General features: G+C 40.6%; 20 protein-coding genes. 13 read left to right on the top strand and 7 right to left on the bottom strand.

The annotated features are described in order from the left end of the window. Positions 1-246: 246 nt before the first annotated feature. From K1X82_00330 to K1X82_00290, 9 genes are all read left to right on the top strand, one after another. A complete protein-coding gene (locus K1X82_00330; GenBank protein MBX7180530.1) occupies positions 247-666 on the top strand; it encodes a 6-carboxytetrahydropterin synthase in 420 nt (139 codons plus the stop codon). Positions 667-685: 19 nt separating this feature from the next. Next, positions 686-1,312: a GTP cyclohydrolase I FolE gene (folE, locus tag K1X82_00325; protein ID MBX7180529.1), complete on the top strand. Its 627-nt coding sequence runs from the start codon at positions 686-688 to the stop codon at positions 1,310-1,312. A gap of 102 nt (positions 1,313-1,414) precedes the next feature. Continuing rightward, positions 1,415-2,419, top strand: coding sequence for a GyrI-like domain-containing protein (locus K1X82_00320; GenBank protein MBX7180528.1), 1,005 nt, complete (start codon positions 1,415-1,417; stop codon positions 2,417-2,419). Positions 2,420-2,521: 102 nt separating this feature from the next. Then, a complete protein-coding gene (locus K1X82_00315) occupies positions 2,522-2,920 on the top strand; it encodes a single-stranded DNA-binding protein (protein MBX7180527.1) in 399 nt (132 codons plus the stop codon). A gap of 191 nt (positions 2,921-3,111) precedes the next feature. Then, the gene (locus K1X82_00310) at positions 3,112-4,764 is read left to right on the top strand and encodes an aryl-sulfate sulfotransferase (protein MBX7180526.1); all 1,653 of its coding nucleotides are present in this window, start codon (positions 3,112-3,114) and stop codon (positions 4,762-4,764) included. A gap of 80 nt (positions 4,765-4,844) precedes the next feature. Continuing rightward, entirely contained in the window at positions 4,845-5,414 is a 570-nt protein-coding gene (locus K1X82_00305) for a GNAT family N-acetyltransferase (GenBank protein MBX7180525.1), read from the top strand. Positions 5,415-5,549: 135 nt separating this feature from the next. After that, positions 5,550-6,650 (top strand): polyphosphate kinase 2, encoded by a 1,101-nt coding sequence (ppk2, locus tag K1X82_00300; protein ID MBX7180524.1) that lies wholly within the window; start codon positions 5,550-5,552, stop codon positions 6,648-6,650. Between the two features lie 127 nt (positions 6,651-6,777). Further along, positions 6,778-8,331, top strand: coding sequence for a T9SS type A sorting domain-containing protein (locus tag K1X82_00295; protein ID MBX7180523.1), 1,554 nt, complete (start codon positions 6,778-6,780; stop codon positions 8,329-8,331). A gap of 143 nt (positions 8,332-8,474) precedes the next feature. Beyond that, a complete protein-coding gene (locus K1X82_00290) occupies positions 8,475-9,017 on the top strand; it encodes a hypothetical protein (GenBank protein MBX7180522.1) in 543 nt (180 codons plus the stop codon). A 191-nt stretch (positions 9,018-9,208) separates the two neighbouring features. Here the strand turns inward: K1X82_00290 and K1X82_00285 are convergent, their stop codons facing one another. The 4 genes from K1X82_00285 to K1X82_00270 form a co-directional block, all read right to left on the bottom strand. Further along, positions 9,209-10,609 carry an OprD family outer membrane porin gene (locus tag K1X82_00285; protein MBX7180521.1) on the bottom strand — a complete coding sequence of 467 codons (1,401 nt, stop codon included), beginning with the start codon at positions 10,607-10,609 and terminating at the stop codon, positions 9,209-9,211. 20 nt (positions 10,610-10,629) lie between these two features. Then, positions 10,630-11,430 carry a sulfite exporter TauE/SafE family protein gene (locus K1X82_00280; GenBank protein MBX7180520.1) on the bottom strand — a complete coding sequence of 267 codons (801 nt, stop codon included), beginning with the start codon at positions 11,428-11,430 and terminating at the stop codon, positions 10,630-10,632. Positions 11,431-12,016: 586 nt separating this feature from the next. Then, a complete protein-coding gene (locus tag K1X82_00275) occupies positions 12,017-13,435 on the bottom strand; it encodes an MBL fold metallo-hydrolase (GenBank protein ID MBX7180519.1) in 1,419 nt (472 codons plus the stop codon). Between the two features lie 138 nt (positions 13,436-13,573). Beyond that, positions 13,574-13,981: a DUF3127 domain-containing protein gene (locus tag K1X82_00270; GenBank protein ID MBX7180518.1), complete on the bottom strand. Its 408-nt coding sequence runs from the start codon at positions 13,979-13,981 to the stop codon at positions 13,574-13,576. Between the two features lie 191 nt (positions 13,982-14,172). On the opposite strand from K1X82_00270, the gene K1X82_00265 reads away from it, so the two are divergent. Continuing rightward, a complete protein-coding gene (locus K1X82_00265) occupies positions 14,173-17,334 on the top strand; it encodes a UvrD-helicase domain-containing protein (GenBank protein ID MBX7180517.1) in 3,162 nt (1,053 codons plus the stop codon). 287 nt (positions 17,335-17,621) lie between these two features. On the opposite strand, the gene K1X82_00260 is transcribed toward K1X82_00265, so the two are convergent. Both K1X82_00260 and K1X82_00255 read right to left on the bottom strand, forming a co-directional pair. After that, entirely contained in the window at positions 17,622-19,484 is a 1,863-nt protein-coding gene (locus tag K1X82_00260; GenBank protein MBX7180516.1) for a CocE/NonD family hydrolase, read from the bottom strand. Between the two features lie 64 nt (positions 19,485-19,548). Continuing rightward, positions 19,549-20,697 (bottom strand): 5-(carboxyamino)imidazole ribonucleotide synthase, encoded by a 1,149-nt coding sequence (locus K1X82_00255; GenBank protein ID MBX7180515.1) that lies wholly within the window; start codon positions 20,695-20,697, stop codon positions 19,549-19,551. Between the two features lie 148 nt (positions 20,698-20,845). On the opposite strand from K1X82_00255, the gene K1X82_00250 reads away from it, so the two are divergent. Beyond that, positions 20,846-21,496 (top strand): hypothetical protein, encoded by a 651-nt coding sequence (locus K1X82_00250; GenBank protein MBX7180514.1) that lies wholly within the window; start codon positions 20,846-20,848, stop codon positions 21,494-21,496. Between the two features lies 1 nt (position 21,497). Here K1X82_00250 and murG read toward each other — a convergent pair whose 3' ends face one another. Further along, positions 21,498-22,589, bottom strand: a complete 1,092-nt coding sequence (murG, locus tag K1X82_00245) for an undecaprenyldiphospho-muramoylpentapeptide beta-N-acetylglucosaminyltransferase (protein ID MBX7180513.1) — start codon at positions 22,587-22,589, stop codon at positions 21,498-21,500. A 166-nt stretch (positions 22,590-22,755) separates the two neighbouring features. On the opposite strand from murG, the gene K1X82_00240 reads away from it, so the two are divergent. Both K1X82_00240 and K1X82_00235 read left to right on the top strand, forming a co-directional pair. Then, on the top strand, positions 22,756-25,569 hold the full coding sequence (locus K1X82_00240) for a TonB-dependent receptor (GenBank protein MBX7180512.1): 2,814 nt from the start codon (positions 22,756-22,758) through the stop codon (positions 25,567-25,569). Beyond that, on the top strand, positions 25,542-25,691 hold the full coding sequence (locus K1X82_00235; protein ID MBX7180511.1) for a hypothetical protein: 150 nt from the start codon (positions 25,542-25,544) through the stop codon (positions 25,689-25,691). The genes K1X82_00240 and K1X82_00235 overlap by 28 nt, the downstream gene beginning before the upstream one ends. Positions 25,692-25,830: the final 139 nt, after the last annotated feature.

The raw sequence follows: 25,830 nt of genomic DNA, 5'->3' as shown, positions 1-25,830 counted from the left end.
ACTACGGCTTTAGCCTAGGGGGACGAGGACTACAGCCGATAGCGTGACCCGAACGCCATGTGCTTAGCCTTGAAAATTTGGCAAGAAGGGTGGTTGGCGGAAGGGGGCCCGCCTAAATAAAAAACCTAAAAAATTTTGACAAAATAAGACAGCAAGTGCGGAAATGGTGGGGAGGAAACCTTAAAAAACCAAAAGAATTGCGATGAATTAGTGTTTCAAAGTTAGTTCTAGCTACTTTTGTGAAATATGCCAGAAGTATATTTAACCAGGAAGGAAAATTTTAATGCAGCCCATCGTTTGCATCGTTCTGATTGGAGTGAAGAAGAAAATCAAAGAGTTTTTGGACGTTGTTCGAATGCCAATTGGCATGGACATAATTTTACGTTATTGGTAACGGTAAAAGGTAGACCAAATCCGGAAACAGGTTTTATCATTAATTTGAAAGACCTGGCTGTTTTGATTCAAAGGGAAGTAATTGTTAAGTTGGATCATAAGAATTTGAATGTGGATGTTCCGTTTATGGCGGGGATTTTGCCGAGTACGGAAAATATGGCAATTGCGATATGGAAGATTTTGGATCCATTGATTCAGGAGCACCATGCAAAACTCTATTCGGTGCGGATATTTGAAACGGAGAACAACTCTGTGGAGTACCGGGGAGAATAAGAAACTTGTTACCATTTTTATGACATACAGAAAGAACAAACAAGACAAGGGCTACGAAAAAATTGACCGGTATGACGAGAAAACAACAAAAGATTTGTCATTTAGTTACGGTTCGATTTTAAAAGACCTGGGCGAGAACATTGACCGGGAAGGCCTATTAAAAACGCCGGAGAGGGCTGCTAAAGCGATGCAGTTTCTTACTTCGGGTTACGACATTGATCCGGGTGAAATTATGCGCTCAGCCATGTTTAACGAGGATTATAGTCAAATGGTGTTGGTGAAGGATATTGAATTGTATTCTTTATGCGAACATCATTTATTGCCTTTTTTTGGCAAGGCTCATATTGCCTATATTCCGGATGGGAAGATAGTGGGTTTGAGTAAAATTCCGAGGGTAGTAGATGCCTTTGCTCGTCGCTTGCAGGTTCAGGAGCGATTGACTAATGAAATCAGGGATTGTATTCAGGAAACCTTGCATCCGAAAGGGGTTGCAGTAGTGATTGAATGTGCGCATTTGTGTATGCAGATGCGGGGAGTTCAAAAGCAGAATTCAGTTACTACCACATCGGCTTTTACAGGTGAATTTTTGGAAGGCAAAACCAGGAGTGAATTTATACGACTGATATCGGCCGATTTACATTCTTAGGGGAGTAATTCTTAGGGTTCATTTTGCATAAAAACATGCTTTCGGAAACGGAGGAGAGAAATTCTTTTGCTATATTTGAGCCTATCTATTATTTAAATGAAGATGATAAAACGGATTGGAATAGGCTTGGGAATAGCTGCTTTTGTGCTATTTGTCGGGTTTTACTTTTTACCCGACCATTTTGAGGTAAGCAGGGAAATAGTTGTGGAAGGGGATGCAGGGTACATTCAGGCAGAGTTAGATAATTTTCATCATTGGAATGAGCATTGGTCACCATGGGTGAAGATGGATCCCGGAATGAGTATCAGGTATGATGGTCCGGAGCGTGGAGCCGGTGCATTTATGCATTGGAAAGGGAAAGAGAGTGGAGAGGGAGAGTTGAAGGTGCTTTATTCCACCGAGGATAGTGTGGGATATTCGATGCATATGTTGGATTTCGGCGCTAAGTCGGTTGGGAAGTTTGAATTAATTCCTCAAGGTTCTGCTACTAAGATTGTATGGACCAATGTAGGCAAGTTGGCGTTTTGGGAAAGGCCGTTTGGTTTGTTTATGGATGGGATGATGGGACCGGATTATGAGAAAGGATTAGTTCAAATCAAACAATTGGTGGAGGGGCAACCTAAGGTGAAAAAGGAGGAAGAAAAGCCGGCCATGGTTGTAGAGGAGAAAGATTTTAGTCCGAAACAGGCTCTTCTGATTTCGATTAAGTGTACGGAAAAAGAAATTGGGGAAAAGCTTAGTGCGGCTTATAGGGATATTTTAGCTTATATGAAGCAAGAACATATAAGGATGGAAGGTCCTACTTTTGCCATTTACCATCGTTTTAGTGCAGCTCAAATTCAGGTTGATGCCGGTATACCGATTGATAGGCCTGTGTTGGGGCATAAACGAATTTTTTATAAAAGATTTGAAAAGGTTCGTTCTGCTCAATGTTTGTATCGGGGTGATTTTGCTAAAACTTCCGCTGCACACGCCCGAATTGCGATTTGGATGAAGGAGCAAAACAAGCGGCAAAAGGCACCTGCTTGGGAAATTTACCTCACTGACCCTGATGTGGTGAAAGATACCGCAAAGTTGGAGACTTTGGTGGTTTATCCGCTTGAATAATTGTATTATTTTTATAGGTTTTTACAAGAATAAAAAATTAATAATAATTTTTTTATGTCCAAAAAATTGTATTTCTTTGGAAACATATTTTAATTTTTTTTCATGGCCGGATTAAACAAAGTTCTATTGATAGGCAATTTGGGTAAGGATCCTGAACTTAGGTATTTAGAGAACGGAGCTACCATAGCTAGTTTTCCCCTTGCAACCACCGAGCACTTTAAGGATAAAAATGGAAATAGACAGGATCAAACGGAATGGCATAATGTAGTAGCTTGGCGAGGTTTGGCGGAAATAGCTGAGAAATTGCTTAAAAAAGGGACTCAGGTTTATATTGAAGGCCATTTACATACTCGAAGCTGGGAGGATAAGGAGGGGCATAAGCGCTATTCAACAGAGGTAGTTGCAGATGATATTAAAGTGTTAACCAGGCCGGTAGATCATCATAGCCATTACCATCCCGGAAGTGCCGATACCAAGCCAAACGATTCTACGGTGTTTTAATTTTGAGTAGGTAAATCTTCCATCGCTTGATTGAAAGTGGAGTGCAGGAAGTTGTCTTTTTTTCGGAAGGTTTCCGTATGGGAAGGTGATGCGAGTTAAAATAAAGCTTTGAAGTAGAGCATATTACTAGGTGTTTTCTATTTTTGCCTTTTGCCATACCTTCTTCGGGAGGTTTAAAATTTGAAAATAGTATGCGTAATTTAACTTTAGTAGCCATTCTGCTGTTTGTTTTTGGTATAGACTTCAGGGGTCAATCACAAAATACTGTGGGTTTGATTCAGAATGATCCGGGAAGTTTTCAGGATGGATATTTTATCTTTAGTCCGGTTGCTTCACACAAAACTTATTTGGTTGATCATTGTGGAAGTGTGGGTAAATCATGGGATATTCCTAATAATCCCGGATTGTCGGGATATTTAGGTCAGGATGGATTTCTTTATGTTACCGGTTCATTGACCAATACCAATTTTGTGGCCGGAGGCAGAGGAGGAGTGATTCATAAGCAGGATTGGAATGGAAATGTTTTGTGGTCCTACACAATTTCGGATTCGTTGCAATGCCAGCACCATGATATTTTGCCTTTGGAGAATGGAAATATTTTATTGTTTGCCTGGGATTTGAAAACCAAACCACAAGCAATGGCGCGAGGAAGAAATCCATCGCAATGTGCTCAAACCTTATTTAGCGAGAAAATTATGGAGATACAGCCGGTTGGCACCAATGAGGCAAATATTGTATGGGAATGGAAGCTGTGGGATCATTTAATACAGGATTTTGATAATACTAAGCCCAATTTTGGGGTTGTGGCAGACAATCCTCACTTGGTGGATATCAATTTTAAGGCATTTGCTTCTAATTCGGATTGGATCCATTTAAATTCCATTGATTACAATCCGGTTTTGAATCAAATAATGGTTAGTGTGCATGCTTTTAATGAGATTTGGATAATAGACAAAAGTACAACCACCGAAGAAGCCGCCGGACATGTTGGAGGAAATTCAGGCAAGGGGGGAGACTTGCTATACCGTTGGGGAAATCCGGCTTCTTATGGGCATGGAACCAGTTCAGTATTTTATGGGCAACACAATGCACATTGGATAAAGCCGGGTTTGCCATTTGAAAATCAAATCATGGTTTTTAACAATGGCTTGGGGCATCCGGGTACGCCCTTTTCCACGGTTGAGATTATCAATCCTCCGGTTTTAGGTTATAATTATGATCAAACATTGCCCTATTTGCCGGCCAATCAAAGTTGGGTTTACAACCGGAACAATGAAAAAAATTGGTATTCGATTAATGTTGGAAGTGCCCAAATGTTGCCCAATGGCCATGTGTTTGTTACGGATGGTGCTGCCGGTCGTTTTTTTGAAATTGATACCCTCGGAAATCAGTACTGGGCTTATGTAAATCCCGATGCTAAAATCGGAATACTGGAACAAGATTCTACCCCCACGCTTAACCAATTGTTTAGTTCCATTTTGTACCCTTCCGATTTTCCGGGTTTTGCCGGACATGCCTTGGTTTCGCAAGGAATTATTGAAAATAGGAATTCGTTGTCAGATACATGTATTTTGTATAATGGTATCAATTCTCCTATAATCGACGCCACCCCGTTTATTGTTTACCCCAATCCCGGCAACGGTTATTATCAAATTGATTTTAAGTCCCGTTCCGAAGCAAGTGTCGAGGTTTATGATTTGCAAGGGAAGAAGGTCGCTCAGCTAGAAAAAGCGTATGGACAGCTTGCCCTGCCGCTTACCCTTAATTCCTCATCGCCCGGTTGCTACATGGTGAAAATTCAAATGGGCGAAAAGCTGTATCATCAGCGAGTAATCCTGGAATAGGCCAAACGGAATTTAAGGTTTTTCATAAGGCAGGGTCGGAAAGTGAATGAGCATAAATCTGAAATTAATTTCCTTTTGAAATGCCATTTAGAAAAGATAATCAAGTCTTGCTTTTGTTTGGGCAAGAAACCGAAAGACTTCATTTTAGGAAGTTGGAAGAAGCAGACTTTCAGGATTGGTTAAGGTTTTGCACTGATCCGCTATCGTTGAATTATATTTTCCCAAATGATAGGAGGAGCGCAGAGGAAAAATGCAGGGAATGGTTTAACCGCGTTTATAACAGGTATGAAAATGATTTGGGAGGTATGAATGTATTGGTGGAAAAGGGATCGGGTAAGTTAGTAGGGCAATGTGGCTTGCTGGTGCAAAAGGTGGACGAGAAAGAGGAATTGGAAATTGGATATTCTTTAATGCCTGCCTTTCGGGGCAAGGGTTTTGCCACAGAGGCTGCTCGAAAATGTCGTGATGTTTGCTTTGAAAATTCAATCAGTGATACCTTAATTTCCATTATTCATGTAGAGAACCTGGATTCCAAGCGGGTCGCGTATTCCAACGGGATGAAACCGGAAAAAACGACCCTGTTTCATCAATTTCCGGTGGATGTTTTTCGGATTAACTCGACGGAATGGGCCAAACAAACCGGCCACTAATTCCTGCCAATTGTCAGGAGGAAAACTGACCAATCTCAGGTGGTTTTTCTTGCGCACTTTATGGGCTCTGCCTTACTTTGTATAGGCAATTAACCTTGCCTTAATAAAATAATAATAATGGTCAAGAAAGAAGCAATGGAAGAAAAACAAATCACAGTAAAAACAGCAGTAAAGAAGGTTTCAAGCGGAGATGTCATTGGAGGGAAGTCGCCTCAACAAGTGAAGTCTAAAACCGTTCAGGTTAGAACCCAGGCTAAGCTACAGCACGAAGCTGCAGTAGCAGAAGGAATTTTAAAAAAGGGGCCAAAAAGTAAAACCGAGTTGTTGGATTACCTGAAAGATTTTAGCATGGAGGAGCAAAAAGAGGTGCTCCAAACCTTACAAACTAATTTAAATGAACAGCCTATCAAGGTTCATCCTGATGAGGAATTATTAGGCAATTGGAGGGAAGCTGAATATCCTTACAAGAACCTGATGTCGAGGAAAAACTATGAACGAAATAAATACGATTTACAGGTTGAGTTATTGAAGTTGCAAAACTGGGTGAAGGAGACCGGAAGTAGAGTGGTTATTTTATTTGAAGGAAGAGATGCGGCCGGAAAAGGAGGAACCATCAAACGGTTTATGGAACACCTGAATCCTAGGGGAGCCAGAGTGGTGGCCTTAGAAAAACCTACGGAAGAGGAACGTGGACAATGGTATTTTCAAAGGTATATCAAACATTTACCTACCAAGGGCGAAATTGTACTTTTTGACCGTTCATGGTATAACCGTGCCGGCGTTGAAAAAGTAATGGGATTTTGCTCGGATAAAGAATACCATGAGTTTATGCAACAAGCTCCTGAATTTGAAAAGAACATAGTGCAAAGCGGAATTTTATTGTTTAAATTTTGGTTTAGCGTTACCCGCGAAGAGCAAAAGAGAAGGTTTAAAGAAAGAGAAAATCATCCACTTAAACAATGGAAGTTGTCGCCAATTGACAAGGCATCCCTGGGTAAATGGAAAGAATATACCGTGGCCAAGCAGCAAATGTTTTTTCATACCGACACCTCCGATGCTCCATGGATAATTGTAAAATCCAATTGTAAGAAAAGGGCCAGGTTGAATGCGATGCGTTACATTTTACATAAAGTTCCTTTCTCGAACAAAGATGAAATGGCCATTGGTAAAATTGACCCTTTAATCGTCGGAAGGTCCAATGAGTTAGGAATAAATTTAATGAATACCAAATCATAGGATTTTCCTTAATCTATTTGGCATAAGTTTGTAAATAAGAAGATGATTTTCTTTCCTTTTTTCTAGGAATGTAGATTTTATTACTTTGTGAGGATTTTTCAAATTAATCAACAGCAAAAATTAATCAATGGAAAAAATTTATTCAGCACTAATCGCTATTGGAATGGGTTTCAGTTTGCCCTGTTTTGCTCAGGATGGTTCCCTGGATTTGAGTTTTGATACCGATGGAAAAGTAATGGCATCCATTGGAACCTTTGATGATGCAGCCAAAGGAATTGTTGCCCTTGACAATGGCAAAATCCTTATTGCCGGACATTCCTATACTGCGAATTCGTATGATTTTGCTGTAATGCAGTTTTTGGAGGATGGTAGTATTGATTCTTCATTCAGTGTTTATGGTTATACCACCTTTGGAATTAACACCAATGAAGACAGAGCCAATTGTTTAGCCGTTCAACCGGATGGAAAAATTTTGGTCGGCGGATTCACCAACGATGGACTTGGAGATTTGATGATGGTTGTTAGGTTGCTTCCAACAGGTGAACCAGATCTAAGTTTTGGAACAAATGCGGCTGCCATTGTGCCCGGTAATCCTAACCAAAGGGTTGAATCTTTGGTATTACAAGGCGATGGAAAAATCGTACTAACAGGTGGAAGTTCCGGCTCAGGAAACAATGATTTAATTATGGTTCGTTTAAATGCAGATGGAAGTTTAGACAATACCTTTAGTACCGATGGAATTGTTGTTACTCCGGTGTCGGCAAACTTAGACGATTATGGTTATTCGGTTAAATTGCAGTCTGACGGGAAAATACTGGTAGGCGGTTTTAGCTTTGATAATACGAATGCTAATTTTTTAATTGCCAGATACAATACTGATGGCAGTCTTGACAATACCTTTGATGGCGACGGTATTGTAACTGCCGGAATATTTGGTTCTTTCAATGAATATGGTTATGCATTGGATGTTCAGCCGGATGGGAAAATTCTATTGGCAGGATACATAGACAATAGCTATTATGATTTTATCATTATTCGAATAAATTCGGACGGAAACCTGGATTTAAGCTGGGGAAACAGTGGTGTGGTTTATACCGATTGGGGTACAGTAAATGATTATGGTGCCCCGGTGGATTTAATTGTTCAGATAGATGGCAAAGTTTTGGTCGGTGGATACCATAGCATCGGAAGCGATATCTATTTTGCTTTAGCGAAGTACCAAATGGACGGAAGTTTGGATACAACGTTTGATGCAGACGGAAAAGTTACCACTGATTTTGAAGGAATAGGGGATGCCGTTGGTTATTCCCTTGCCTTGCAACAGGATGGTAAAATTCTGTTGGCTGGTGCAGCTTATAATTCTCAAAATTATTTTGCTATTGCCCGATACCATAATACCATTGGTTCACCGGTCGGTTTAGCAGAAACTACAACTAATTCCTCCGTTCAATCCTTCCCTAATCCAAGCAATAACCAGGTTCATTTTCAATTTAATAACCCATGTCAAAATGGAGAATTGCTGATTTACAATACCAATGGACAACTTGTTAAGCATATCACTGATATTCAAGGAAGCACTTATTTGTTTGCAAAAAAGGAATTACCTGCCGGTATGTATTCCTACCGAATCATGAATAATAATTCCTTACTGTCCCAAGGTCGTATTTTATTGCAAGATTAGTTTTTTGATTGTTGAATTACTCAAGGAAGAACCTTCAGGTAATAATTGCGTTGGAGGGCTAAGTTCAACAGAATCAGGTGAATGGATGATGTTGTTTTCCATTTTTCGTTCGGAGCTTGTTATCTAAGTTGAATAAAAAAAGTATGAGTTACTTGCTTTTGTTGCGTCGATTTTTTCCGTCAATGGTGTTGTTTTTTATAGGGTGGTCGGTTGCACATGCTCAAACAGATTCGGTTACCAATGCCAATGCACTGATTCAGCACAATGAGTGGTTGCGAAATAGGATTGAAAGGGAGTTAAACCTGCGAAACAAGGCCATTCAAGAGAATGATTTAAAAACGGTTTATTTTTATTTCCATCCTTTTGCCTTGGGTACTCAGGTTTTTGAAGAGTTTGAATCGGAACACAAAAACTATAAGCAAGACTTGGATTCGCTTCATCTTCAATTGCGTGGTTTTGAAGTGTTAGGAAAAGGTAAAATTTTCTTTTGCAATAAGGAATATCAATGTTTACTCAAACAAAGAACTTCTTTTATAAAATCTCCCGGAGGGGAAGAGGTTCTTACCGATCGTTTTTTAATTGCAATTTCGGGCAACGGCGAAAGTTGGAAGTTTTTACCGGTTGAAGAGCGAGATTTGCCTCGTTTGAAAAGTCGTTTTCCTTTTTTATGTCTGGAGTCTGAGTAGTTACACCGAATGTACATTATGTTTAGTCCAATTTTAGGTATTAATTCCTATTGAAAAATAGGCCTAACATACTGTATACTCGGCATTTACCAATCTAAATTTATAAAAGCCTTCGGACTATTTATAAATTAAAATTGGTATTACTTGCCGTGTTTTTCAGCGTGCCTGTAGTTTTTATTTTCGATGCTATTCTAAAAGAGGTAGTTTAGAATAAAATTGTACAAAACCAGGTTAACTTTGTTTATTTCATACTTTGCTTCTCCATACATATTGGCCCGGTTTATTTTTCCCGCCACTAGTAATTGGGCATCTAGGCCTTTTAACCATTTTGTAAACCGGTATTTGATATCAAGGTTGAGTTGAGCATAAGAGGGCATTCCGTATTTATTGAGGCGAAAGTCTTTAGCATCCGGGAATTGATAATAACCTCCTGCCAATCCAATCTTTATTCCGGTTTTTTCCCATCCATATTGAAGTTTTGCTACCCAGGCATGAACATTTCCTGCCCCTTCATTTCGTTCCCTGGGAATAAAGGTATAAAAGGGTTCTCTTCCCCATTCCCTTGGCATTAAGAACCTTCCATTATTGAAAATTCGGTTATAGTTGGTGGTAAACTCCAATCCTTTCCATTCAAATCCTAGCCGTCCACCCAAAGTAATTGCTGAAGCCTTGGGATTGATATAGGTGTTTTCCGGATTTGGATTCCCTCCATTTCCCACCGCATCCTGCCTAATAGATTGTGCTCCGCCAATAATTTTCCAGTTCGGTTTAATGGCCCAGTTTAAATCGATTTGAACCAAAACCGTATTCATTACATTTTCAAAAAATAAATCATGAACAGTCCATTTAAACCAGGGAATTGGCGAACATTGAGTTCCCAGAAAAAAAACACCTTTGCTCGAAATGGCCCCGTAATAATTGGCTTTTTTACCGGAGGTGGTAACTCCCATGGAATAAACTCCAACCGAGCCTGCCGTTGAAAACCACCTGGAGCTGCTTCGAGGCGAAATTCCTATTATCCAGCCTCCCTCTATTTTCATTTTTCCCAGGTTTTGGGTTTCAAAAACGATACCTTGTGCCACGCTGGGTTGCATTCGCCCATCCTGAACATTCAAAAATGGGGTTTGTAAGGCTTGTCGTCCCAATTTAAGGGTGGTTTTACTAATAGTATAGGAAAGGTATAACTCGGTTAGTCGGGTAATATCCCGCTTGTTGGCCGGATTTTCTACATCAAATAATCCCAATTCGTATCGGTCTAATTGCCTTGAAATGGAATCGGGTTTTGATAAATCAGAGGAACCCAAATTGAAGTTGGAATAAACTTCTATACCCGCTCTAAAGCCATGAAAATTTCCTGTTTCGTATTTTATTGCACCGCCCAAGGCATTGGCAAAATAGTCGGTGTAGGGTGAGTGGTTGTCGGTAGCACTAAAATAATACCTAATTAATCCGCTTACTTTTCCACCCTTGAAGGCATTCCATAATTTGGAAGAGTCGGAACGGACCGGTTCAGGTTTTTGAGATTGGACAACCATAACAAGTCCTATCAAACCTAACATGGTAAGAAAGGCTTTTTTAATTGGGTTTGCCATTCGTTTCAACTTATATTATCCTATTTTAGAAGGGTTTCCTTGGCAATAATATAAATTCCCATCACCAACACAAACCATCCAAACGCTGGTTTTAATTTGGAACCGTCTATGTTTTTCGATAAATAGGATCCAATAACAATTCCTACAATAGCAAAGCTTGAAACTTTGGCCAAAAATACCCAATCAATAACTGTTTCTGAACCTTCACCCAAAAAGCCAATCAATGATTTTGCCGCAATTATCACCAACGAGGTTCCTACAGCCTCCTTCATGGGTAATTTACTCAAAATAACAAGTGCCGGAATAATCAAAAATCCTCCACCGGCACCAACCAAACCGGTTAAAATGCCCACAATCATTCCTTCAATCAAAATAAGTGGATAATTAAAAACCTGATCTCCTTCCGATTTTTTTCCGGACGATGGTGGATCTTTTTTAATCATGCTATACGAGGCTGCAATCATTAAAACAGCAAAAAGCAACATCAACAGTAAATTTTTGCTTAATACCCAACCATCAATTTCCATCACCTCTTTGGGTATGGCCGGAACGAGGTAGGCTCGGGTTGCAAATACGGCTGCAATCGATGGCATTCCAAAAACCAAAGCCGTTTTCACGTTCACTAAATTTTTCCTAAAATAACTCAGCGAACCCACCGCACTGGTAAGTCCAACAATAAACAAAGAATAAGCAGTTGCCAGCACCGGTTCCACGCCAAAAAGGTATACCAATACCGGAACGGTCAAAATGCTTCCCCCTCCGCCAATGAGTCCTAGGGTTATTCCAATAAAAATCGATGCCAAAAATCCTGCAATTTCCATTTGCTCCACCTTTAACTCAGGCCGCCAATGTACTTGGATTTTTCATTCCGGAAGCCAAGTAAAGGTAAAACCTAAATTGATTAATATCGGCAAATGTAGTTGCTTGGTCCCCGTTGCTTAGCTACAAAAGTTACATAAGGCTTAGAATAATAAGAAGTTGTTTGTTTTTTTTGAAAACGAGGGTTAGCTGCCCGAAAAATCTTCATCCCCGTTATCGCCCATAGTTTGCCATCCAAGTTCATGCCTTTTCACGGGCTTTTCGGGGTGGCAAAGCTATTTGGCTCTACCGGGTTTAGCTTAGGGGCTGTAGGCTTCCAAGCCATCTGGGGTTTGGTTGTTTGCAAGGTATAAGTTTGGTTCGGCAACCCTTATACCTCGATTCAAAGCACTACATTTAGGCTTTGCACCCCGGGTAGGGATAGCAGTGGAAAGCCCACAGCTGCCTACGGCGATAGCCTAGGCAGCGAGGACTTGGAACGAATAGCCCGGACCTGAGCCTTACTCAACTTTGTTCACTGTGCAAAGCCCATGCGAAGGTACCCGCATCCAAAAAAAATAAAAAATTCTTCTAAAAATAAATGTTTAACTATTTGGCAATCAGCTTGCTTTGGCAAATAAAATTGGTTCTTGGCACTTCTGTTTCGGCAATGGATTTAAATCCACCTTCCACTTCGGAAAAATTGCGGAAACCTCTGGCCTGAAGAATGCTAGCTGCAATCATGCTGCGGTAACCACCGGCGCAATGCAAAAAGAAATGTTGGTTTTGGTTAATGTCCTTTATCCATTCATTTATGTCGGACAAAGGCTTGTTAAAGGCTTCTTCCACGTGCTCTGCAGCATATTCTGTTTCTTTGCGAATATCGATGACCATATCGGTTTTAACATCAAAATCCCGGGCAAATTGGGTGGCCGAAATTCGGTTTACGCGGTCTACTTCTTTACCGGCGTTTACCCAGGTTTCGAAACCGCCTGCCAAATGACCCAAGATGTTGTCGAAACCAACGCGGGTAAGGCGGGTAACGGTTTCCTGCTCTTTTCCGGGCTCTGTAATAAGCAAAATGGGCTGATTTACATCGCCGATCAGGGCACCCACCCAAGGGGCAAAATCTCCATTAATGCCAATGTTTATTGATTGCGGTATAAATCCTTTGCAGAAGTTTTTACTATCCCGGGTATCAAGCAATAGCGCCCCACCGGCGGTTTCGGCAGCCACTTCAAATTCATTGGCGTTGAGAGCTCTCATGCCATTGTTTAAAACGGTTTCAAAGCTTTGGTAACCCTTTTTATTCATGGCTACATTCATTCCAAAATAGGCGGGAGGAGGCAATAAGCCATCGGTAACAGCGACAATAAAATCTTGTTTCGAAGCCTGGTTAAGGGCATAATTCATGCGTTTTTGATTTCCCAGGGTGTCCACAGTTTCTTTCATCATGTTTTTACCACAAGCACTCCCTGCGCCGTGTGCCGGATACACAATAACATCATCGGCTAAAGGTAAAATCTTGTTATACAGGCTTTCGTAAAGCAAGCCGGCCAATTCATCCTGGGTCATATTGGCTGCTTTTTGAGCTAGGTCGGGTCTTCCTACATCGCCCAAAAACAGGGTATCGCCTGAGAAAATGCAATAATCTTTTCCATTTTCATCTTTCAATAGATAGGTGGTGCTTTCTAAGGTATGTCCGGGGGTATGAAGCACTTGAAGGTTTAGCTTACCCAATGGCAAAAGTTGACCGTCTTCGGCAATGATGGCATCGAATTCGGGTTTAGCTAGAGGTCCATAAACGATGGGAGCACCGGTTTTTTTGCTGAGGTCGAGGTGTCCGGAAACAAAATCGGCATGGAAGTGAGTTTCGAGTATATATTTTAATTTCACACCATCGCGTTCCAATCTGTCTATGTAAGGTTGGGTTTCGCGTAATGGGTCAATAATGGCTGCTTCACCTTCGGAAACAATATAATAAGCACCTTGGGCCAGGCAGCCGGTATAAATTTGTTCAATTTTCATTTTCTCTTCAATTGGGAAGGCAAAAGTATACCCTTTTTTTGGTATAAACAGATACTAATGTTACATAAGGAAGTTCTTTAAGGGTAAAAAAAAAGCCGATTCGGCAAGGAATCGGCTTTTAAAGATAGGGGGTTTAAATTAGAACGGCAAATCATCATCGGCAGCAGCCAAACTCGGATTAAAGGCATCCGCTCCATTTGGTTCAGAAGTTGCTGCATAGGCTGAAGTAGGTTGAGCCTGAGTGTAGGATGCTCCAGGTGCTGCAGTAGCTCCCATACGTTCTACTTTCCATGCTCTAAGATCGGTGTACCAGCGATCGTTGTATTCGCGGCTTTCCACATCAAACGAAACCCTTACCTCGTCACCAACTTTATAATTTTTAATCTCATTGGCTTTGTCGGTCCAAAATTGACAAGCGATCTTTTTTGGATAGCGGTCTGTAGTGGTTTCTAAAATAACGGTTGATTTTACCCAAGGACCATTGGCTCCTTGTCCGGTGGTTTCTCCGGCAAATTTGAAAATGCGTCCGATAATTTCGTTTGGCATTGGTTTGATATTGAAAGGATTAAACTTAATTGACTACTGAAATTGCCAAGGTACTTTCCCCATGACGAATACAAAATTAAGGAGTTTGCCCGAGAAATTTTCAATTGTTCATAAAAAGTATATCGATTTCAACTTGCTTTTTCCGGTTGGTTACACAGGCTTTAGTTACTTTAGTCGGCAAAACCTCAGAAATGGCATTTTCAGTTTACAGGTCCTCAGCCGGATCAGGAAAAACCTTTACCCTGGTCAAGGAATACCTTAAATTATGTCTGCGCGGAATGGAGCAAGGCGATGCTTCTACCTTCCGTGGCATATTGGCAATAACTTTTACCAATAAGGCCACCGCAGAAATGAAGAACCGTGTCATTTCCAGTTTGGAAGGTCTTTCATCCTGGCCCTGGAATTCGAAAGTGCAAGCCATGGGGGAGGTTCTGTCGGCCGAACTTCAATTGTCTCCAAGTATTATCACCGAACGGAGCTTACGCATTTTTCGAACCATTCTACACCAATACGAGGATTTTTCTATTCAAACCATCGATAAATTTACCTCCAAGGTTATTCGCAGCTTTGCACGCGATTTGGGCTTAAGCCAGGATTTTGAGGTGGAATTGGATTCGGAAAAAGTCTTAACCCAAGCCATTACCAAGGTGTTGGATGAGGTTGCCAATAATGAAGTTCTTAAAATTGCCCTAACCGAGTTCGCCTTAGATAAACTAGAGGGGGAATCGTCCTATAAAATTTTTGATAATCTGTTTTCTTTTGCAAAGGAACAATTAAAAGAAGAAAGCTATTTACAACTCGACAATTACCGCGACTATTCCATTTCTGCCCTGCTCGATAAGAAGGTGGAGTTTAAACAGAAAGTGGTTGAATTAGAAAATAAGGGTAAGAATATAGGCGTTGATATGCTGGCCATTCTTGATAAATCGGGAGTATTATTGATTGATTTTAAAAATGGTAATAGTGGATTTGGTGTCCATTGGAAAAAGTTGGTTAATGGGGAGTTTAAAAAACCTAATTCACATGTAGAAAAAGCTGTTGAAAATGGGGAATGGTTTGCCAAAGACAAGAGCCATTTGCAAAGCCAACTCGATCCATATCTAAACGATATTACCTTGGTATATAAACGCTACCTGGATTTTATTGAAACAGATTACCCCACTCTTATTCTCTATAAAAATATCCTAAAAACCTTTAATTCTCTGGTAGTTATCAATGAAATTGAAAAAGCATTTCAGGAAATAAAGGAAACGTTGAATGTGGTGCTGATTAGTGAGTTTAATCTGAAAATCAGTGCCATTGTTTCTACTGAGCCCGCCCCTTTTGTGTATGAAAAAATTGGCCAACGTTACCGTAGTTTCCTCATCGACGAGTTTCAAGATACCTCAGTGATGCAATGGCTTAACCTGTTGCCCCTCATCGATGAATCTCTTTCCAATGGAAACTATAACCTTTTGGTGGGTGATGCCAAACAAGCTATTTATCGGTTCAGAGGCGGTGAGGTTGAACAATTTGCCAAATTACCAGCTATCTACCTTTCTCCGGGACTACTGGCACGGCAACTTTCGACCGATGAAAACAAACGATTTTTTCAACTTAAAGCCATTCGCGAAGCCCGACTAAACGATAACTTCGAATTGTTTAACCTCAGCGTCAATCGCCGAAGCAAAAGAGAAATTATTGAATTTAACAATGCCTTCTACTCCTTTCTTTGTCAACATCTTTCACCGCGCAACCAGTCTATTTTTACCGACTACGAACAAGGGTTTGAACCATCCAATACCGGTGGAATGGTGCAATTGCAAACCTGGCAAACTTCCAAAGAGGACGAAGTTGATGGGTATCAGGTAAATTGGGACTGGACTTTGCAAACCATTCAACAAGCAGTTCAAGATGGTTATTCCTATTCCGATATAACCATCCTTACTACCAAAAACAGATTTGGTGCCTACCTGGCCGAGCAATTGCTGAAAGAAGGAATCCAGGTGCTGTCTGCCGAGTCCTTGCTGATTGTTTCTTCCCCCAATGTGAAACTGTTAATCGCCTTGGCCGGCGCTATTGCCTATCCTTCCGATACCTTGTCCTTGGCAACCGCGTCTAAATACCTGAGCGCCCAACTAAACCTCGACCTTGATTCTCTGTTGTCAAAAGTGAAAAAGCAGGGTTTGCAGCCATTGTTGGACCTTAAATCCAACCCTCCCTCTCGCTCTTATCTGCTTGGTTTACCCTTGCATGATTTATTCCTGGAACTGGCTAATTTTTGGCTTACTCAAATGGATATCAATACCCAGTTCTTACTCGATGAAGCCCTCAATTATAGCAAAAGGTATGGCGATAACTTAATGGCTTTTTTATCCTATTTCGAAGAAAATAAGAACAACCTAAAGGTAAAATCAGCTCAGGCCTCCAATTCCATTACCGTTATGTCTATTCATAAATCCAAAGGTCTGGAATTCCCGGTGGTTATTATTCCGTTTATCCAATTTGAATCAAGTAAAGGCTTTCTCTTTTGGTACGATTCGCCCAATTTGCCCATACCCAATGTATTGCTTACTTCAAGTTCACACCTTGCCGGAACCGATGCCGGAATGCTGTATGATCTCCAAAAAGATAAGGCAATTCTCGATAAAGCCAACCTGCTCTATGTAGCAACTACCCGCCCTCGCGAACGTTTATACCTTTTTCAAAAGCTCCATCCCAAAGCCAACGATAACCCTTTTCTGCAGTTGTCCGATTTTGCCATCAGCTCCGGAGCCCAAATCGCTGAAGGTCTTTACCGCTGGGGGCAACCGGTTCAACCAAGCAAGCCTTCACGCGAAACACTTTCAGAAAATCCGGTTTATCAAACCAAGTTAACCACTTCGGCAAATTGGAGGCAAAACCTCCTGGTGAAAGCCGATTTGAATAAAAATCAGTCCTCTCCTTCTCGCCGGGCTATTCAATATGGAGTGTTGGTTCACGAAGCCATGTCATATATAAAAACCAAGGAGGATGTTGAATCGGCATCCATGAAACTTGTTCAAAATCAGCGACTTGCCGATAGCGACCTGGCCGAATTTATCCATTATCTTCAGCAGTTGGTTGCTCATTCCGACCTTCAAAAGTATTTCAGCCCCGAGTGGGAAGTGCTCAATGAACAGGAAATTCTTTTACCCAATGGCAAAACCTTGCGTCCCGATCGGGTGCTTGTCGCCGATGGAAAGGCAGTGATTATCGATTTTAAAACCGGCTTGCCTTCTCCAAAGCATCAAAAGCAATTAAAAGAGTATGGAGAATCATTGAGTGATATGGGTTTGAAAGTCAGTGAGTTGCTTCTTTATTACACCGCCAATTCGGAAGTTGTTAGGGTGTAATTTTTTGTTTTTTATTTGGCGGGTCCCATTCGCACCAAAAGCAGTGCCTAATCCAAACCAAGGAAGGCGAATGGTCGGGCTTTCGGCGTTATACCAATTTTAATTTATAAATAGTCCGAAGGCTTTTATAAATTAAAATTGGTAAATGCCGAGTATACAGTATGTTAGGCCTATTTTTCAATAGGAATTAATACCTAAAATTGGACTAAACATAATGTCCATTCGGTATAACTGCCACTATCCCTACCCGGCTAAACCCCGAAAAGTTGGTTCTTTTCCGATTTGGATTAATGAAGTATCGGTAAGGTCAATTCCAAATCCTGACTGATTTCGTAATAGGTATCAGCTTCGGTTATGGCATGAAAATAATCTTTGTCGCCTGTTGCCAGGGCAAGTTTCATTCGATGCCCTTTTCTAAACTCATAAGAAACCGGAAAAAAATCAAAAACCACTTGGGTGTATTCGTCAGAAGAAAGTTGAATGGCATCTTTTCGGTAGTAACTGTGGTAAGGTACAACATCTTGGTAGTTAACCGGTTTGTCATAGGTTTTTGAATGAGCAAGGCGCAAATGTCCTTCCGAAACATAATGCACCTTACCGGTTGTATCTACATCCAATAGGTAGGCAAACAGGGCACCATCTGTTTTGTTCGATTTTAATTTCAACGAAATGACAGGATGTCCTGTCACCTCGGTATTTTGGTCCAAGGGATTGGAAAGGAAGTACAAGGTTTTTTGATCCCAGTCTTTTAAATCAGGGAAACCGGCTTGAGGAAGACTAAAGCCTAAATTCCAGCGGGAGTAAATTCCGGTTCCAAAACTTGAATCTGCTTTCAAAACAAAGCCATCATTAACCTTGGCAGATGCCTGCCAATCTTTACCAACGCTAACCTTATTCGGAATGGAATTAGCTGGAGGCCAGGTGTTGGAACTGTTCCATTTTTCGGCACCGATGGTATAGTATGAAACCTTGGGTTCTTTCTCTATACCGGTTGAAATTCCTTTGAGGTGGTAATCGAAAAATTTCATCACTTCACCAATGTGGTCAAATTGGGTTTTGCCTAAGCTGTAATGACTTATGTTGGTAACTCCTCCATGGCTCCATGGTCCCAGCATAAGTTTGTTTTGAGGATTTGAATAGTTTAAAAACTGCCTAACTCCTCCTTTGGTAAAGCCTAAGTCCCACCAACCGGTGTAAGAATAAACCGGAACTTGATCTTGATTTAATTCCTGGTAGACCAAATGGGGGCTTTTAAAGGCTTTTCTAGGTATACAACCATCCAGGGAGCAACTGTCATCCATAAATTCTAAAACGGTTCCAGGATGGTTTTGATAAAAGTTGTCTTTATGGTCATTAAATGCCTTTTTTCGTAAAATCCAGCCTCTCCAGGGGTCAGCTTTTCCAACTCCACTCACCAACATTTTCTTTACAAAATCTAAATGCCTTGGAATGATTCCTTGATCCATTCGTTCACACACTTTATTCCATCCGGTAATGAACTTTTCTGCAAAAATCCCACCCGGCATACCAACATCGTCGTAAAAATCAAACGGTGTAAACAAAGGGGCAACAGCTTTAACTGCAGGATGCCTGTTCATCATTAGAAATTGGGCCGTTATTCCAATGTATGAAATGCCGGTTGCGCCAATTTTTCCATCGCTCCATTTTTGTTTGATAATCCAATCACACACTTCAGCGCCATCCTTAATTTCATTGGAATCCGGTAAGGAAAGGGTTCGTTTGCCAAACGAAGAACCTGTACCTCTAACATCCACACAAATGAGGGCATAACCATTTCTAATGAACTCCTTCATTTCGAAATTGGGGGTACTTGGAATCATTTTAAACACATTTCCCAACAATGGACCGCGAAGTTGAATGGATCGAAAATACCTGGTTTGGTAAAGTATTGCCGGAATTTTTTGTCCTTTTTTCAATCCCTTGGGAATGTACACATCCACCGCTAACTTAACCCCATCGCGCATGCTGAGGTAAAAGCTCTTTTTCGAAAAATGCTTGTATTGCCGGTTTGTCTTTTGATATTCGTAATTGCCTGGCCTGCTATCACCGGGGCTAAGGGGATTTTGGGCAATGGTATTTAAACCGAACAATAATCCAAAAAATAAAAGTAACAGGAACTGCCTAAACATGGGGGCGCAAAAGTAGAAAACAGACCGATGTTAAAGCCTTGGCTGATAAGGTAGTTGGACGAAATTATGTTTTATTAACGCTTCTTACTTTTACCATGGATTTTACCAGTTTGGCCTTTTCCTTTACATCAGATAAATTGGTTCCGGTAATGGTGATATGACCCATTTTCCGAAAAGGCTTGGTGGTGTTTTTACCGTATAAATGTACATACACCCCGGGCATTGCAAGTGCTTGTTCCAGGCCTTGGTATTCCACCAATCCGGTATGACCTTCTTCGCCAAGGAGGTTAATCATGGCTGCGGGATAAACCAAATCGGTACTACCCAAAGGCAGGTTTAACAAGGCTCTAAGGTGTTGCATAAATTGCGATGTTCGGGCAGCTTCTATCGTGTGGTGGCCGCTGTTATGCGTTCTGGGTGCAATTTCGTTAACCAGGATTTGCCCGTCCCGTGTAAGAAACATTTCTACGGCAAGTAAGCCAACAATGCCGGTTTTGGCAGCCAGGTTAATGGCAATTTCCGCAGCTTTATTTTGAATCTCTTGTGTTTCGTCGCTGGGCCAATACAAAAATTCAACTAAATTGGCTTTTGGGTCAAATTCCATTTCAACCATCGGAAAGGTCTTGATTTCACCTTGGAGGTTGCGTGCCACTATTACTGCAATTTCCTTTTTAAAATCAATACATTCTTCGATTAAACTGGCTTCAGAAAACCCTAAATCTTTTGCAGATTCAATTTTGGTTACACCTTTGCCATCGTATCCGCCTTTTCTTAATTTTTGAATAAAGGGATAACTCCAATTATATTGATGTATTGATTTATCTGCATCTATGAGTTTAAACCTTGATGTTGGAATGCCATTTTCAAGGTAAAACTGCTTTTGCAGGCCTTTGTCCTTAACCATCTCTAAAATAGAAGGCTGAGGAAAAACCTGTATGCCTTCCTTCTCTAAATCAAATAAGGCCTGGGTGTTAACATGCTCTATTTCGATGGTAACCAGGTTAAATTTTCTGCCAAATTCAAGCACGGTTTGGTAGTCCTGGAGAGAGCCTTGGTGAAATTCATGAGCTATATATTTACATGGGGCATCAGGGTCCGGGTCGAGAACACCAATCCAGGTGTTTAAGGAAATAGCTTCTTGAATAGCCATCCTTCCAAGTTGACCTCCTCCTAAAAATCCGATACGTAAACCGTTGTAGAATTTTGTTTCCATGGGCTGCGAAGGTAGCACTTGGCAGAAACGACACGCCAAAAAGACATAAAAACATGGTATTTTTTAACAATGAGCCTTACTTTTCCAAAATTCCATTTCCGGCTCGATTCTGCATCTAAATTCGCATCAATTTTGATAAGCTCCATTCATGGCTAAAAAGAAAGAAGATAATGCGGAGAATCCTTTATTAAGGAAAGCCCAGGAAGAAATTGTTCGTTGTCAGGTAGAACGTTTCCATCAAACCTATAAAACCTATTTCGGCCGAACAGATACGGAGAAGTTAGTTAAATTCTTTTTCGAAAAAATTTATGACTTGGAGGCGCAAGATACCATTATCCAAATTGCCATCAATACTTATGACAAGGTTAAGAATCAGTTAGCCGCCGATACTCAGGAGAATTTGGAAAATCTGATTGATCTTAATCAAATGACCCATGATTTGGATCGGGGAATGGCAAAACTATTGTTAGAGAAAGGTTGGAAAGAAGGTGAAAAAATAAGCCAAGAGGCCTTTCAAGAACTATACAAAGAGTTCGGTCGGGAAGATGATAGAAGGCAACAACTTCGTATGTCGGTTAAATGCATGATTGTTTCCTATCAATTGGCGCATCGCCCGTTTAACGATATGTTGTTAAAGGCTGCAAAAGGATTTGCAGTAATTTTTGGGGTACAACCATTGTATGATTTTGTTGAAGAAGGTTACCGGGCTACCAAAATTGTAAAGGCAGATGTTTTTAATGAATTTGTCGATACCGTTACAGACGAAGAAGTCAGCTACCTGGAGAATGCCTTTCAATAGCTTATTTTGCAACTAAATTCAAAACCTCTTTGGCAATTTGATTAGCACTGTCGGGTAATCCCAATTTGGCTATTTCCAGTTGCAATTGTTTTTGTTTTTCTTTGTTAGAAATTAAATCAATAGCCAACTTGGTTAGTTTTTCACCCGCTTCGGTATCTTTTACCAAAAGGGCTGCCTGTTTGTTTACCAAAGCCATGGCGTTTTTGGTTTGATGATCCTCTGAAACATTGGGCGAGGGGACTAAAATGCAGGGCTTTGCAACCAAGCAAAGCTCTGAGATACTGCTGGCTCCTGCCCTGGAAATAACAACATCTGCTGCAGCATAAACCAAATCCATTTCCTTAATAAATTCATAAACCTGAATGTATTCGCTTTGTTTTTCTTTTGCCTTGGAAAAATAGGTTTTTCCGGTTTGCCACAAAACCTGAATTCCCGATTCTTCAAGCTGTTTACTCCCGGCAAATAAACTTTCATTAATGGTTCTGGCACCTAAACTACCTCCAATGGAAAGTAAAATGGGTTTATTAGGATCCAAACCAAATTTTGAAATTGCCAATTCTCGCTTTCCTGTTAAATCCAATATGTCCTTTCTTACCGGATTTCCTGTAAGTAGTATTCGGTCTTTTGGAAAGAATTTTTCCATCCCTTCGTATGCGACACAAATACGGTGGGCCTTTTTACCTAAAATTTTGTTGGTTATGCCTGCAAAGGAATTTTGTTCCTGAATCAAGGTAGGTATTCCCATAATGGATGCCATAAATAACAAAGGTCCACTGGCATAACCTCCAACTCCTACCGCCACATCCGGATTAAATTCCTGAATTATTTTTCTCGCATCCAGTAAACTTCCAATCACCTTGAAAGGAAAACTAAGATTTGAAAGGCTTAACGATCGTTGAAGGCCGGCAATGTTCAAGCCTTTAATCGGGTAGCCTGCCGCCGGAACCTTCTCCATTTCCATGCGGCCATTCGCACCTACAAATAGAATTTCACACTTTGGATCAATCGATTTTAATGCGTTGGCGATGGCAATCGCAGGAAAAATATGTCCTCCTGTTCCTCCTCCACTTAGTATGATTCTGGTTGGATTCATGTGTAAATTTGGAGTACAAAGATGGAAGGAAGTATTTGTATTGGAAAGTCTTTTTTTAAAATGAAGAATGTTTACTGCGTTTTATCAAATTCGTAAGAACGTATTAAAAAATTTATAGCTTAGCGGCGTTTATCTTAAAAAAACCTAAAAATCGCTTACCTGCCCAATGAGAAAACTTCTACTTAGCCTTATTTTTGGCTTTATTACCCTTTTTGCATTTGCACAAAAAGGCAAGGTTACCGGTTATGTTACCGATAAAAAAACGAAAGAACCCTTAATTGGAGCGACTATCCTGGTCAAAGGTGCTGCAATAGGCACCACTACCGAAGCTAATGGTTCTTTTGCTTTGGAATTGGATTTTTCCAAACCTGTGGTTTTGCAAGTTTCTTATATTGGATATGAGAAACTTGAAGTACCGGTTTCCGGACCGGGTAAAGCACTTACCATTGAGATGGAAATGGCTATTATTCCAGGCAAAGAGGTGGTGGTAACTTCTTCCAGGTTAAGTGAAACCATCCTTCAGGCTCCGGTATCGATTCATAAAATGAACGAAAAGGAAATTAAGGAGGTAACTTCAGGCGATTTCTACCAAGGACTTTCCAATATTCAGGGAGTTGATATAGCTACATCATCCATGGGATTTAAGGCAATTAATATGCGCGGATTTAATACTTCTGCACCGGTTAGGGTGGTTCAAATGGTGGATGGTATGGATAACCAGGCTCCAGGCTTAAATTTCGCAATCGGTAACCTGGTTGGTGCTAATGACCTCGATTTGCAAAGTGTAGAGGTAATCACAGGTCCGGCATCAGCACTATATGGCCCTAATGCAATGCAAGGAGTAGTGAGTATGAAAACTAAAAGCCCATTCGATTACCAAGGGCTTTCTCTACAACTAAAAGGTGGAAGCAGAAACATGGCTGAAGGTCAATTCAGATATGCAAAGGTTATTGGCAAAAACAAAAAATTTGCATTTAAAGTAACCGGTTCCTTCATGAGAGCAGACGACTGGAGAGCTACCGATACCACTGTCAATAAATATGGTAAACTAAATGTTACCCAAAACCTGGCTTCCATTCTCGAAAAGCAACAATACGACACCATCAATAACACCCCACAGGAAGTTCAGGATTTTATTGCATTGAACAATTACCTGAATTTTAATCCGGTTACTTATCAAGGCCTAAATCAACGAGAAATTCGAACCCCTGGCTATATGGAAACCGATCTGGCAAAAACCAATGTGAACAGTATTAAGGTAGGAGTGAATTTATCCTATAAAATTAAGCCTGATATGATACTGAGTTATGATTATAAGCTAGGTAATGGAACAGCGATTTATCAAGGTACAAACCGTTACAGCATTAATAACATTCTTTTCCAACAACATAAGATCGAATTTCAAAGTAAACGCTTACTGGTAAGAGCTTATACCACTTTCGAAAATGCAGGAGATTCCTACGATATCGTTTTTACCGGAATAAATTTATCAAAAGAAGGAATCAAACGTTGGGTGTCTAAGTATATCTCTGCTTATGTTGATACCTTGCGCCCTCTAACCAACGATTTCGATGATAATGCCAGTGTGGAAGATGTAGAGAAAGCTACTGCTTATGCCACCCAAGTTGCTTACCAAGAAGCTTTCTACCAACCCGGAACCTCCGAATTCGAAACCTTAAGAAATTCCATTGTTAGCAGCGGCAATTTGCAAAAAGGCTCCAAATTCATTGATAATTCTTCCATCCAACACCTTGATTTGCAATACAGCCTTCCAATTAATTTTATGGAAGCTATGGTAGGCGGTTCCTTCAGACGCTATGGACCCCAAAGCTACGGTACCATTTTTACTGATACTTTAATTAATTCGGCCGATACCTTACCTGATGGAGCTCCGGATACCAAAGCCAAATTTACCCGGATAAATAACTATGAATATGGGGCATTTTTACAATTAAGTAAGAGCTTTTTTGATAAGAAATTGAAATTAATGGCTTCCGGAAGGGTAGATAAAAATACCAATTTTAAACCGCAGTTTTCTCCAAGGTTTGCCATTATGTGGACTACCAAATCCGGTCATGTTTTCCGAGTTAGTGCACAACAAGCTTTCCGGATGCCAACCCTCCAAAATCAATACATAGGTTTGGATTTGGGTCCTATCTATTTGCCGGGGAATTTGAATGGATATAACAACCTCTATACCCTTGAATCGGTGAAAGCATTTCAAGCTCAATACGATTCTACCGATGCCAATGGAAACTATATAGGCTCCATTCAGCCAAGTTTGCTTCAACCAATACAGTTGAAACCTTTGCGTCCTGAACAAATTCAAACAGTGGAAGCCGGATACCGAGGAATTTGGTTTAAACGATTGTATGTTGATTTGAGCGGTTACGTTAGTCGATACAGAGGATTTATCGGAAATATTCGAGTGGTTGAGCCTTTGCATGGAGCAGTTGCCGGAGAAGAAAGCGGTGTTGATGCCATTTTAACCAATACTTCAGCAAATAAAACTTATCAGGTATACCAAATCGCTGTGAATGCCGACCAAGATGTGATGACCTACGGCGGTTCTATTGGTTTGGCTTACTACCTTACTAATAAATATGTGTTTTCAGCCAACTATACCTTTGCAAGTTTGGACGATAGCAAATTAACCGATCCAATTTTGCCTGGTTTTAATACCGCTAAACATAAAGTAAATGCAGGAATTAAAGGAAGAAAGGTGATTAAGAACTTTGGCTTTGGCGTGAATTGGCAATGGGTTGATACTTATTTGTGGCAATCTTCATTTGGCGATGGACAAGTTGCCGCCTATAATTTAGTTGATGTTCAAGTGAATTATGAGTTTCCAAAATACTTTTCTACCATTCGTTTGGGCGCTTCCAATATCCTAAACAACCTTCACAAAGAAATTTATGGTGGTCCTTACATTGGAAGAATGTTCTACGCACAATGGACGTTCGATATCCCGGATTTATAGCCGATTGTTCCATCAATCGAATTCCAAAAATGAATGGATTGATTTTAGAAAGAAAGTACTCCAAAAAAGCCTCGGATAATCCGGGGCTTTTTTTGGGAAGTTTGCTTCCGGGATTAAATTAAGCCTAGCGACTCTTTGCTCTTTTAGGCACTTGAACTGTTTGTAAATCCGGATTAGTGCATGGATACTTTGAAATATATTGCCTAAACAGTGTTTGCATCGGCAGTTACCACTGTGATTTTCAAAATAGTTCACTATTTC

The organism is Bacteroidia bacterium (assembly GCA_019695265.1).
Taxonomy (GTDB): domain Bacteria; phylum Bacteroidota; class Bacteroidia; order JAIBAJ01; family JAIBAJ01; genus JAIBAJ01.
Note: the sequence above shows the minus strand (reverse complement) of the source record. Positions and strands in the feature narration are given on the sequence as shown.